Genomic DNA, 12,879 nt, shown 5'->3' on the forward strand with positions numbered 1-12,879 from the left:
TAACCAGAGGAAATCAGCATTGAAATGTATAATGATATTGCTTTTCCGAAAGTCGTCACCGGTACACATAACGTTCATTCGATCTATGCATATTTACTGATTAAGTCACTTCGGGCTACCAGTGATTGTACTGGTGAAAATTGTGAAGTTGACCGAATAGCGTTTTAAATCATCATAATTTAGAGAATAGCCACTGTGGAACACGATAGTGGTTATAAAAACATCAACATTAACGGTGAAATACAGTCACTGGAATTCCCGACAAATTAGTCGAGTATTTTCTTCGGGAATGGATTCTTGAGTTAAACCGCAATGAGACTTTCCTTGTTGTTTTTGATGAAATCTGCATTGATAGCATTCACCAAATATTCGCTGATTTTCTTGTTTCTGCAATTGCCGCAGTAGTTGAAATAGCTGTTCCCGTAGTGTTTCTCCCTCATGTGCAAGGGATGTACATGCTTGGTCAATCATGTTCTCAGATATCACTTCATTGAGGCTCTCTTTGGCTTTGTCAGTTATAAATAACCGCACAATGCGTTTGTCATGACGGTCACCCTCACGGCTTATCCACCCCTGACTTTCCAGTTTACGTAATGACTGTGAAATTGTACCTTTGGTAAAACCTAGATACTCCGCGACGGCACCCGGCGTGTTAGAGTAGTGATTGCAGCGAGAAAGGTAATGTAATGCACCGATCTGCACTGAAGGCAGATGACGTAGTTGTGAGTTATGATAAAAGCAACTTTGTTGCAGATTTGCCAGTCGTTCCAAGATATCAAATAGTGTCATTATTTCCCTCCGCGACCAATATAGTATCGATTCGAAACAATATTGACAAGTAGGTATCTTATTCTTTATTGTTATTTGGTATCGATTCGATACTAAATTAAATGAGGAAATAAAAATGGTCCATAATAAAGCGAAAGAAGTGACTTTTTATCATGCTGGCTGTCCAGTCTGTATTAGTGCTGAGAATTCGGTATTAAGCCTCATTGATCCTGCGGTAAAGGTGACGATTGTCCATTTAGGCAAGGAGAAAGAAAAAATTGCTGATGCACGGAAAGCTGGAATAAAAAGCGTTCCAGCGCTGTTGTTAGGTCAGGAAGTTTTACACATTAACTTTGGTGCCAGTCTGGACGATATTAAATAATTAGGTCAGAAATAATGGGGCGCTTTAATCGCGCCCTATATTAGAAATTTTAAAGCTATAACTATTTTAGTTCATCAACCATATTAATCGCATAGCCAATATAATTTGCTGGTGTCATGGCTTTCAGTCGTGTTTTTTCATCTTCCGGTAATTCCAGCTTATTGATAAAGATCTTCATATCTTCCGCAGTCACGCGTTTCCCACGCGTTAACTCTTTCAGTTTCTCATAAGGTTTTTCGATACCATAGCGACGCATCACGGTTTGAATTGGCTCTGCCAGAACCTCCCAGTTATGATCGAGTTCATTTTGAAGGTTACTTTCATTAACTTCCAGCTTACGAATGCCTTTCATGGTGGATTGATAAGCGATCATGGCATAACCAATACCAACGCCCAGATTACGCAGTACGGTAGAATCCGTCAGATCCCGCTGCCAGCGGGATACCGGCAGTTTAGCGGCCAGATGGCTCAACATAGCATTTGCCAGCCCTAAATTACCTTCGGAGTTTTCAAAGTCGATTGGGTTCACTTTATGCGGCATGGTTGAAGAGCCAATCTCACCGGCAATCGTTTTTTGTTTAAAGTGATTGAGAGCGATATAACCCCATATATCACGATCAAAATCCAGCAGGATGGTATTGAAACGGGCTACACAATCAAACAGTTCGGCAATGTAATCGTGAGGTTCAATTTGTGTGGTGTAAGGATTCCATATAATGCCTAAAGAAGTGACAAAACTTTCGCTGAACTGGTGCCAATTCACTTCAGGGTAGGCCACCATATGTGCATTATAGTTGCCTACGGCACCGTTAATTTTTCCCAAAACATCAACTAGACTCAGTTGCTTATATTGACGTTCCATACGATAAGCAACGTTTGCAAACTCTTTGCCAATTGTACTTGGTGTCGCCGGTTGGCCATGGGTGCGGGAAAGTAGGGGGATATTTCGGTATTCAGCAGCCAGATTTTTAATCGAATCAATAATTTCACGCCAGGCCGGTAACAGCACCGTTTGACGGGCGGTAGACAGCATTAGAGCGTGAGAAAGGTTATTAATATCTTCCGAAGTACAGGCAAAGTGAATGAATTCTGAAATGGCCTGTAACTCAGGAATAGCGGCCACTTTTTCTTTGAGGAAATACTCTACGGCTTTAACGTCGTGATTAGTTGTTCGTTCAATCGTTTTAATTCGCAGGGCATCAGATTCATTAAAGTTAATGACAATCTTATCGAGGTAATCGTTTGCTTCTTTGCTAAAAGCAGGAACTTCTTTGATTTGTGCGCAATCGGCCAATTTTTGTAGCCAGCGAACTTCCACAGTAACGCGGAATTTAAGCAAGCCAAATTCGCTGAAGATTGAGCGTAATGAACTGACTTTATCTCCGTAGCGTCCATCAATAGGGGATACGGCGGTCAGTGAAGATAATTCCATCAGTAAGACTCCTGAAGTCTGAAAGTTTAACGATGAGCAGAAATTTCTCTGGCCTGCTGTAACAGGCGATTGCGTGAAAACATAAATTGTAGGCGGCTCCCGCCAACCTGTTGCCAAAGTACTGTGGCGCGAATACCGGCTAACAGCGCCGCACGAACTTTAGCCTGAACCAGTGTTTTTTGCAGCGTTTCCGGGGAACCCGTCACCTGAATGCGCGGCCCTAATGGGCTAACGATATCAACATAGATACTGGCAAGAGCGTTGATGATGGTTTCTGATTCAATATCAAAATGCGCCAGTTGACGCTCGAGTTGACTGATTCGGGTAGATAGCTCGTTCAGTGCTTGAGGATTACCTGAAAGCTTACGTTCTAGTACCATCAGGCTAAGTACATAACGAGTAATTTCTGTGCTTAACGCTTGGCGGTTATTGGTTAACACACAAGGTAAGGTATCCAGTCCTACACTTAGATCGCTTTCATGACCGAAAACAGCCAATGTAGAAGGGGAATCCGTCACCAGAATGCTTTTTAGTGAAACAGAAAGGGCATCGTTATCACACTGTCCGTTATGTGCCAACTCTTGAACCAGACGCGCTGACTGCGCGATGCCAGCCAGAGCCACAGTAATATCATAATAATTTTTTGCCACAATTAATCCTGTAAACGTTCTTCAATAACGCCGCCGCCAAGGCAAACTTCGTTCTGATAAAAAACAGCCGATTGACCTGGGGTAACCGCTGCTACGGGTTCGTCAAAACGAACTTCAATACGATCTGGGCCATGAGGGATCACCGTACAAGGAATGTCCTGCTGGCGATAGCGAGTTTTGACCGTACAGTGGAAAGTATCAGTGATTTCATGACGATCGACCCAGTGGAGTTGCTGAGCAATTAAACCCGTAGAGAACAGGCTAGGATGCTCATGACCCTGAGCAACAATCAAGCGATTGTTAATTAAATCTTTATCAACCACATACCATGGATCCTCACCGCCGTCTTTTAAACCGCCAATGCCTAATCCTTTGCGCTGGCCTAACGTATGGTACATCAGCCCCTGATGGGTGCCAACGTTGTCACCATCAACGGTAACGATTTCACCCGGTTGAGCAGGTAAATAGCGAGCCAGAAAATCTTTGAATTTGCGTTCACCGATAAAACAGATACCCGTGGAGTCTTTCTTTTTCGCCGTCGCTAAGTCTAACTGTTCGGCAATTTTGCGAACTTCCGGTTTTTCCAGTTCGCCAACAGGGAACAGGCTTTGAGCAACCTGTTCGTGACTGAGGGTGTAAAGAAAGTAACTTTGATCTTTATTAGCATCAACACCGCGCAGCAGGCGACTCTTACCATCAACATCCTGACGGCGTACATAGTGGCCAGTAGCAATATAGTCTGCGCCAAGGTCTTCTGCGGCGAACTCCAGAAATGCTTTAAATTTGATCTCTTTATTGCACAGAATATCTGGATTCGGTGTCCGACCTGCCTTGTATTCAGCTAAAAAGTGTTCGAATACATTATCCCAATATTCCGCGGAGAAGTTGATGGTATGTAGCTCAATCCCTAACTTATCACAGACGGCTTGGGCATCCGCTAGATCGGTAGCTGCGGAACAATACTCATCGGAGTCATCCTCTTCCCAGTTTTTCATAAATAAACCGGCCACCTGATAGCCTTGCTGTTGTAGCAACCAGGCTGAAACGGAGGAGTCAACACCGCCGGACATTCCGACAATGACTTTTTTCTGGCTATTATCTGACATGGGGCTCTCGCGTACTGTTATGACTTAGGGTGATACAAAATATATCGTTGGAACTGCTTCGCAGTGCGCTATTTTAGCACGTTGGTAGCGCTGGCGCACCGCTTAAACCAGCGCCTTCTTCGCTATTTAAAGTTTTCCAGTATGGAAAGGGGGTAGCGTTCCGGTTGCAGGTAGCGAATCATGCTTTCTCTGACTAAAGGAGAACGGAGATTAGGCGCATGAATAATTTCCTCCGCCGTTAACCACAAGCAGCGATCAATATCGCTGTCGTGAGGCATGGTTTCGGGTATTTCAGGCAAATCAATGGCAAAAGTAAAACGGATAAACGGTGTACCATCGCTGGCAATCCACTGATAAATTTGCAACAGGGATTGCGGTGATGCATGAATACCCGTCTCTTCCCACAGCTCTCGCTGCGCACCCTCGAACAGCGTTTCATTGGCTTCAAGATGGCCCGCCGGTTGATTTAATGTCGGCAAACCGTGGATCCGTTCTTCTACCATTAGAAAACGATTTTCAGCCTGAACAACACAGGCCATGGTGACATGGGGTTTATATTGGTCGTCAGACATATTTCACCTCTTTCCATTCGCCAGGGGCAAGATCATCAAGATTCCAGTTTTGTAGACTGTAACGGATCAATCGTAGGGTTGGAAATCCAACATGGGCCGTCATTCTACGAACCTGACGATTCCTTCCTTCATACAGAGTGATTTTTATCCAACTGGTTGGAATTGCCTTGCGCTCGCGGATTGGTGGATCCCGTGGCCATAACCACTCGGGTTCAGCAATGAGTTCAGCGCCAGCCGGAAGCGTTTGCCCGTCATTGAGCGTAATGCCGTGACGTAATTTTTCCAGCGATTCAGTGTCAGGAATTCCTTCCACCTGAACCAAATAGACCTTCCCTGTTTTATGTTGCGGTTGTGTTAATTCTGCCTGTAATTTACCGTCATTTGTCAAAATCAGCAGGCCTTCACTATCGCGATCGAGTCTTCCTGCGGCATAAACACCGGTTACAGGAATATAATCTTTTAACGTTTTTCTGCCGGCTTCGTCTGTGAATTGAGGCAAGACATCATAGGGTTTATTGAACAAAATTACCCGCCGTGGGCCTTTTGGCGCACGGTTGACGGTTTTTTGTCTTCTGCTAGTGGCAGAATTTTTTTTAGTTGCTAGTTTTAACATGACATTTCGCGTGTTGAATCGTTAAATCATTATACTTGAAAAAGTTTTTGATTGGCGGACTGAAAGTATTCAAGTAGTATCATGTACGCATCTTACAAAAAATTAACAAACATGTCCTCAGAGGAGAGTTTGATGGAAAGCAAAGTAGTTGTTCCTGCCACAGGTAAAAAAATTACAGTTAACGCTAATGGCAAACTCACAGTTCCGCAAGATCCTATCATTCCTTATATCGAAGGAGACGGTATTGGTGTCGATGTAACGCCTGTTATGATTGATGTTGTTGATGCAGCAGTAAAGAAAGCTTACGGCGGCGAGAAAAAAATATCTTGGATGGAAATCTATACTGGCGAGAAATCAACTCACGTATATGGTAAAGACATCTGGTTACCTGATGAGACGCTAGATTTAATTCGTGAATATAAAGTAGCTATTAAAGGCCCTCTGACAACGCCTGTTGGTGGCGGCATTCGTTCTTTGAACGTAGCATTACGTCAACAGTTGGACCTCTATATTTGTTTGCGTCCGGTACGTTATTTTGAAGGAACACCAAGTCCGGTTAAGCGTCCTGATCTGACCGATATGGTGATTTTCCGTGAAAACGCAGAAGATATTTATGCCGGTGTTGAGTGGAAAGCGGGCACCGCTGAAGCGGATAAAGTGATTAAATTCCTGCGTGATGAAATGGGTGTTACTAAAATTCGCTTCCCACAGCAGTGTGGTATCGGTATTAAACCGTGCTCGGAAGAGGGAACTAAACGCCTGATTCGTGCCGCAATTGAGTATGCAATTGATAACGACCGTGACTCCGTTACGTTGGTACATAAAGGCAACATCATGAAATTTACCGAAGGCGCTTTTAAAGACTGGGGTTACCAGTTAGCGAAAGAAGAGTTCGGGGGTGAGCTGCTTGATGGTGGCCCATGGCTGAAGGTTAAAAATCCTAAGACTGGCAAAGACATTATTATCAATGATGTTATTGCTGATGCTTTCCTACAGCAAATTCTGCTGCGTCCAGAAGAGTATGACGTTATTGCGACGATGAATCTTAATGGTGACTATATTTCTGATGCGTTGGCCGCGCAGGTTGGTGGTATCGGTATTGCGCCGGGGGCAAACATTGGTGATGATTGTGCGCTGTTTGAAGCGACTCACGGCACAGCGCCAAAATATGCCGGTCAAGATAAGGTGAATCCTGGTTCAGTTATCCTGTCTGCGGAGATGATGCTGCGTCATATGGGTTGGACTGAAGCGGCTGATCTAATCATCAAAGGCGTGGAAGGGGCAATTAAGAATAAAACTGTCACTTATGACTTCGCCCGCATGATGGATGACGCGACAGAGCGCAAATGCAGTGAGTTTGGTCAGGATGTGATTGCTTGCATGTAATTGCAAAAAGTGTCACAAACATTAACGGGAGCCTGATGGTTCCCGTTTTTTATTGTTAGCTCGCTATCTATTATCAAAACATTATCAAAACGTTTTATCAAAACCCCTCACTTAAACGGCTATAACAATCCAGTTTTTACCCCGGTCATCATGGTACTGTTCTGTCTGTCTCTGAGATTTGTGACCCAACAGTAATTGGGTATTTATTCCCTGCTCACCGTATAACCTTTCTGATAGTGACCGTTGTTCATGGAATGTTGCTGGTGTGCCATTACTCCAATCAATTCCAGTTAGGTCCAGAGCCTTACTGAAGTTGGTTGAGAGTGTATTAGGGCTAACTTGTCCACCACGTTTCGCCATTGATGTTGGCTTGGTATAGTGAACAAGATAATGGCTCACTACGCGATCGCGGCATTTTGTGATCACATCCTTTAACATCCAGTTAATGGCGTGACATTTTATAGAAAGGGGGATCGCCAGTTTTGCCCTAGTCTTTTCCTGCACAATATGTATGTAAGTACCCCATCCAAACGCCTCATTCACTTTTAGAGATCTTCTGACATACTGATTATATCCCCAGAGGAGATTGTCCACTTCCCTATATTTAGGAAAGAAAGCGATATAAATTTAGGATTAATTGCCCAGAATGTCAGAGACGCTATCCCCCTAGCCGTGCATGGGGAAGAGTTAGCTGATGATATTACGTTAGAAAAGCCACTAACGCTAAATACAACTGCATTAATTGCGGTACTAATTGGGGCCATTAAAGAACTAAATTCGAAAGTTGATGAGTTGGTTGCCAAATTGGATTCTATAAATTAACTCAGAGATAAGTAATATTTATCATAAAATCAATACACTAAAACGATAAAGCCCACTTGAGTGGGCTGTTCAGTTGTGATGAATGAGAATAATTATTCATTTATAGCTGACTTCAAAATCATTTTTGACACATAGGCTGATCCTTCTGGGGTCATATGACCATAATCCCATACAATCGGAGTGTTATTATCATCAACTTTTGCTAGGCAAATATCTCCTTTACAGAGCTTGTTAAGCAAAGAGATATATTCAACATTTTCACTATTATTGTATTTTTTCTGCATTTTTGCGTCAGTTTGGAAAAAGTCGCGATTTAAAGCAACATCAGCAAACATTCGTTCACTTTTATTCCAATGCCTAGCGGCAATAACGGCTGGTAAAGCAATGTCATACTGTGTTATTGGACCTACAATAATGATTTTCTTTACGCGAATTTCTTTGAGTTTTTGGATAATAGCATCGTAGTCATTAAGGTCATGATGTGCACGCTGGGCCATTATAACAATATCCGGGTGAAGATTTGCTATTGAACTCAGTGCTTCTTTGTTGGATCTATCGCACGATATAGTAACCTCTCCTTTTGTCTCCGTGTCAGGTATTATGCCGGGCTTGCATGATGATGATGCCACTTGATAAAACGGTAGATCTTTAAAGACACTTCTGATCCCTTGACCTAATGCCTGAGCATGAGAGTCTCCCCAAACAAAAACACCACCAATGCCTTTTTTCTCTACACATGAATGATCAATATATTCTTTAGCTTTGTTAGTAACAGCATCATAAAAATTACATTTTTCGAGGAAACTATCCTTCATACTTTGGGTAAAATATTTGTCGGGAGAATAGATCGTGGGGTAAACCGCTTTCTTATCCTGAGCCAAGCTTCTTGCGCTCACATCTGCACCATAGGTGACCCAGACAGAACTGAACAATGCAATGACTAAGGCAACACATGATAAAATATATTTTAAATTAAATGACTTTGATTTATTTTCGATAATCATATATGAAAAAAAGCCGGCTACCAAAGATGCCAGCATTCCACTAATGACATATCTATAATCGTTCAACATTGAGTTTGTATAAAGTAATACAACAATAGGCCAGTGCCATAGATAAATGGAATATGACGCACTACCTATCTTTTGGAAAAAGTAGTTACTAGTGAAAAAGGAATTATTATTGTTTGCAATAATAACCATTAAAGCTCCCAACACAGGCACTGTTGTAAGCATGCTAGGCCAAGTATCTTTATTACTGAAGAGGGTGTATGACAATACAATCAGCAGTAAACCTGCCAATTCAGTATATTTTTTTTGTTTTTGCGACAAGCTAAAGTTATATAGGTATGCCACTCCCCCAATTATCATTTCCCAAGCGCGAGTGGGTATAAGATAAAATGACATTGAAGGCCAGCGTGGAGATAAAACAAGACATAAAGAGAAACTTACGAATAGCACACACATTACAATAGATCGAGCCTTTGCAAGGCCAAATATGTTTCTGGCAAAGATGACTATCAGAGGATAGATCAGATAGAACTGCCATTCTACTGATAGTGACCAAGTGTGGAGTAGCCACTTAGAAAATGAGTCTACAGCAAAATATGAGGCCTCGTTCCAATATATTATATTGGATATAAATAGAAGACTTGTCCCGCTATGCAAAGAAAGCAATCTGTAGTCGTTTGGGGCAAGATAAAACCACCCAAATATAAGCAAGACTACACATAATGTGAGTAGCGCAGGAATTATCCTCCTACACCTTGCTGCATAAAATTTTGTCAGCGAAAAGGTTTCTTTTTCACATCCGGAGAAGATTATTTTTGTCATTAGGAAACCCGAAATGACAAAGAAAACATCAACTCCAGCAAACCCACCAGGCAAGAGCGTGTGGTTAAAATGGAAGACAAGAACACCCAAGATAGCTATAGCTCTTAGGCCATTTATATCCTTTCTAAACTCCATACTTTTCTCCAACTTGTTAACGCACTGGATTATATAGCAAAGATGTTTCGATTCATAAGTTATGTTAAGTGTAAGAGGCTTATTATACAGAATAGCCTAGAATATCAGTATTATAAAAAAATGAGCCGCGAGTCATCTGCGGCTCTTTTCAAATCCTACCTATGCTGATTTATTCATTAGATATTCATTGCGCCGGTAAAGCTGCTCTACAGCTGCAGTGATAAATGAATACAATTCCTCACTCGTCACATACATTTCACCAGTGGCCACCTTAGCCGCCATTTCTTTTACTAACATTACGCAGGCATCATCCGGTACTGGAACGGCGCTTTGCCTTCCATCACAGATACTGACCAGAAAGCGCTTAGGTAAGGCAGAAATAACAGGTTCTTGGATCTTCTGGATAAAATAACTGTCTTCTAGCTTCTCAAATACTTCCCATGCCTGATCGGTTTCCAGCATCTTTGCGTGTCTGGCTGCGCCACGTTCGGTCCATAATATGAGGTGCTTTGCTCTGTTAGCGACTAAGTTACTTTGAGTAACCTTGTTATCAACTAAGTAACTTTGAGTTACTCTGTTTTTGAAATCCTTTAGTTCTGAGCCTTCCAGCTTAAAATAATGTTTACCTAAAATAAAACGATCAGTATTTCTGTAGTGATTAACTTTAATGCTGTTTGTCTCAGTACCATATAACCGTGCTAATAATTCGGTTGTAATAACAGGATGGTTGTTATGAGTAACGACAGAAAGGCTTGATACAGGCAATTGATCAGTCATGATCTTGACCTCGATAATTGATTGTTTAAATCACCACTTACGAGACCAATCGTTGGGTTGTGAACTGGACAAGGTTGGTCTACTGGTCAATTATCGAACCCCAGCGCTCTTTCGAGCCCTCACCCAGCCCACCATAGACTAGATGTAAAAAAACTGCTCACGCAGTTTAGTGCGATAAATTGATATTCAGGAGACCAATCCCAGCACTGAATGAGTCAGTGCGTGGTCACTATAGCCTCGAATATCTGAATTAGTCAAATTGTTGAGCGCTGACAAACTAGTGAATAGTTTCACCATTGTTACGCCATAGTTTCGCTATGAGGGTAAACAGAGAGAGAGATAAAAACCAGCCACAATTGACTGGTTTTTATGGAGGAATTTGGTCGGCACGAGAGGATTTGAACCTCCGCCCCCTGACACCCCATGAAAGAGCTATAACTACAGCCAGTTACGAATATCTGTGGCAATAGCTCTAACTTGAGCTAATTTATCTTTATCCGAAGGTGTATCAGGAAGTTTTAGCTCATCAAGTAACCACTCGTCGCTGTCTTCAATATAAACCCCAGGATCTGAGGCGTAATCATCGCGTGCAGTAAGGATATTTCGTACCTTATTAATGGCACTATCACGAGAATATCCATGTTTTAAAATTAGTATTGCTGCTTTTTCAGCAATAAGATCTTTCATCTGTTCGTTGAAATCGCTTTCCTGCTGTTCTGTAATCCAATCATCAGCCATGATAACTCTCCTTGATGCAGTGTATAAATATCGATTATCAATATGAAGATACTAGTCAAAAATGTAATGCTACACAATTAAAATACCAGTTAAAACTTCAGTAAATTATCATTATCAAAACTCAAAAATAGTTTCTATAAGTCAATGAGTTATAAATACCCTCAAACCGTTCAATCTTATTGTTGAAATTATGACTTTTTGATTACAATTCAATTGGTTAATTAATATCTACCAATCTACTGCTGCGTCATATGGGTTGGACTGAAGCGGCTGATCTAATCATCAAAGGCGTGGAAGGGGCAATTAAGAATAAAACTGTCACTTATGACTTCGCCCGCATGATGGATGACGCGACAGAGCGCAAATGCAGTGAGTTTGGTCAGGATGTGATTGCGAATATGTAATCATACTCGCTAAATTAACTCATTAATCGGGAGCGTAATGCTCCCGATTTTTTTTACTTTGAGTAAAGCTATCGTTTACTTTTAATACAAATGTTTGTTTTTGGATCTCAATGACTTTTTTCGGATGTAATTACCGAACAAGGAGTTAGAAGCATTGAATATCAAAATATTAAGATAGATATAATGTGTTCTAGTACGAAAAAATCTATTTTCTTAGGTTAATAATTTATTTCTGAACGTTTGACACAATTTATGGCATTATCGTCAGTGTAAAGTATTTTTAGTTTCCAGCAACTGTCTAAAAAATGATTTAATCGAAGCCATTGAATACGTTATTGCAAATAGTGAATTTTATAAATTGAAAAAGAGGATATAGTCTATTTTTTATATCTAACATGGTTTTTTATATTAATTTTTCTTTTTCAAGCATTAAATGAATTCGTTTTTTAACAACAAAATCACTAATGATTTCTTAAAATAGGCATAGATAAAATTTGATTTGGCTATTGATTATTCTAAAGCTTTATCGGTAGTATACTTAGATTATTTATAATAATAAATTATGTAATTAAAATAGTCTAAGTGTTATTCTCATTGGGAAAAACTAAGGGAGAGATTGTTTTGAAAATCAATAGAGATCTGCAAAACACGATATTGAAGATTCTATCTAACGTATACCCGAATAATATTCATCGAGAGGAATGGCTACCATTGCTTTCAGTCGCTGGTGATAAAGATACTCTTGTTGCTAATTTACTCTATCTTGAAGAACATAAGCTTTTATCCAGCGGGATCACTCGTTGTGTGAACGATTATATGATTAATTTGGGACAGTTACGCATTACAAATAGGGGCCTAGACTTTCTCCTTAATGATGGGGGAGTGAATGCGATACTGGATGTTTCAATGATTAAATATCACGATGATACAATTCAGTGCTTTAATGATTTTATAGAAAAATCAAATTTAGATGATATTGATAAGTCGAAGCTGACGACTAAATTAAAATCACTACCGGTCGATACGATCAAAGATATTGCCATTAAGTTAATCGACAATGGGTTAGAAAGAATGCCTGATGGAGCGCATTGGCTTGGCAGGGTGCTTTTATAAGTAAGCAATAAATATGTCACCGTAAGTGGGAGTATCGTCTCCCATTTCTACGAATATAATTAGTAGGGCCTATTTATTTCTTAATGACACAAATATATGGATTGGTGTCAAAAACAAAACCAGCATATCTATTACCCTATTCATTTATA

General features: G+C 40.8%; 12 protein-coding genes and 2 pseudogenes. 4 read left to right on the forward strand and 10 right to left on the reverse strand.

Annotated elements, in window-relative coordinates:
* Positions 1–246 precede the first annotated feature (246 nt).
* Positions 247–789, reverse strand: a complete 543-nt coding sequence (locus HYN51_RS06340) for a MarR family winged helix-turn-helix transcriptional regulator (protein WP_108899242.1) — start codon at positions 787–789, stop codon at positions 247–249.
* Positions 790–904: 115 nt separating this feature from the next.
* On the opposite strand from HYN51_RS06340, the gene HYN51_RS06345 reads away from it, so the two are divergent.
* The gene (locus tag HYN51_RS06345; RefSeq protein WP_108899243.1) at positions 905–1,150 is read left to right on the forward strand and encodes a cupin domain-containing protein; all 246 of its coding nucleotides are present in this window, start codon (positions 905–907) and stop codon (positions 1,148–1,150) included.
* A 61-nt stretch (positions 1,151–1,211) separates the two neighbouring features.
* Here HYN51_RS06345 and purB read toward each other — a convergent pair whose 3' ends face one another.
* From purB to rluE, 5 genes are all read right to left on the reverse strand, one after another.
* Entirely contained in the window at positions 1,212–2,582 is a 1,371-nt protein-coding gene (purB, locus tag HYN51_RS06350; protein ID WP_108899244.1) for an adenylosuccinate lyase, read from the reverse strand.
* A 26-nt stretch (positions 2,583–2,608) separates the two neighbouring features.
* Positions 2,609–3,232 carry a high frequency lysogenization protein HflD gene (gene hflD, locus HYN51_RS06355; protein ID WP_108899245.1) on the reverse strand — a complete coding sequence of 208 codons (624 nt, stop codon included), beginning with the start codon at positions 3,230–3,232 and terminating at the stop codon, positions 2,609–2,611.
* A gap of 2 nt (positions 3,233–3,234) precedes the next feature.
* Complete coding sequence (gene mnmA / locus HYN51_RS06360) at positions 3,235–4,338, reverse strand: tRNA 2-thiouridine(34) synthase MnmA (RefSeq protein ID WP_108899246.1); 1,104 nt, start codon at positions 4,336–4,338, stop codon at positions 3,235–3,237.
* A gap of 122 nt (positions 4,339–4,460) precedes the next feature.
* Entirely contained in the window at positions 4,461–4,910 is a 450-nt protein-coding gene (locus HYN51_RS06365; RefSeq protein WP_108899247.1) for an NUDIX hydrolase, read from the reverse strand.
* Positions 4,903–5,523 (reverse strand): 23S rRNA pseudouridine(2457) synthase RluE, encoded by a 621-nt coding sequence (gene rluE, locus HYN51_RS06370; RefSeq protein ID WP_108899248.1) that lies wholly within the window; start codon positions 5,521–5,523, stop codon positions 4,903–4,905. Before rluE ends, HYN51_RS06365 begins: the two co-directional genes overlap by 8 nt.
* A gap of 132 nt (positions 5,524–5,655) precedes the next feature.
* Here rluE and icd point away from each other — a divergent pair, with 132 nt between their 5' ends.
* Positions 5,656–6,909: an NADP-dependent isocitrate dehydrogenase gene (gene icd, locus HYN51_RS06375; protein WP_108899249.1), complete on the forward strand. Its 1,254-nt coding sequence runs from the start codon at positions 5,656–5,658 to the stop codon at positions 6,907–6,909.
* Between the two features lie 111 nt (positions 6,910–7,020).
* Here the strand turns inward: icd and HYN51_RS06380 are convergent.
* The 4 genes and pseudogenes from HYN51_RS06380 to HYN51_RS06395 form a co-directional block, all read right to left on the reverse strand.
* Positions 7,021–7,419, reverse strand: a pseudogene (locus tag HYN51_RS06380) (tyrosine-type recombinase/integrase); the annotation flags it as partial.
* Positions 7,420–7,823: 404 nt separating this feature from the next.
* On the reverse strand, positions 7,824–9,698 hold the full coding sequence (locus HYN51_RS06385) for an acyltransferase family protein (RefSeq protein WP_108899251.1): 1,875 nt from the start codon (positions 9,696–9,698) through the stop codon (positions 7,824–7,826).
* Between the two features lie 159 nt (positions 9,699–9,857).
* Positions 9,858–10,475, reverse strand: a complete 618-nt coding sequence (locus HYN51_RS06390; protein WP_108899252.1) for an ORF6N domain-containing protein — start codon at positions 10,473–10,475, stop codon at positions 9,858–9,860.
* 438 nt (positions 10,476–10,913) lie between these two features.
* The gene (locus tag HYN51_RS06395) at positions 10,914–11,213 is read right to left on the reverse strand and encodes a hypothetical protein (RefSeq protein ID WP_108899253.1); all 300 of its coding nucleotides are present in this window, start codon (positions 11,211–11,213) and stop codon (positions 10,914–10,916) included.
* A 236-nt stretch (positions 11,214–11,449) separates the two neighbouring features.
* Here HYN51_RS06395 and HYN51_RS06400 point away from each other — a divergent pair.
* Positions 11,450–11,617: pseudogene (locus HYN51_RS06400) on the forward strand (isocitrate/isopropylmalate family dehydrogenase); the annotation flags it as partial.
* A gap of 621 nt (positions 11,618–12,238) precedes the next feature.
* Positions 12,239–12,730, forward strand: a complete 492-nt coding sequence (locus HYN51_RS06405; RefSeq protein ID WP_108899255.1) for a hypothetical protein — start codon at positions 12,239–12,241, stop codon at positions 12,728–12,730.
* Positions 12,731–12,879: the final 149 nt, after the last annotated feature.

The organism is Limnobaculum parvum, assembly GCF_003096015.2.
GTDB lineage: Bacteria > Pseudomonadota > Gammaproteobacteria > Enterobacterales > Enterobacteriaceae > Limnobaculum > Limnobaculum parvum.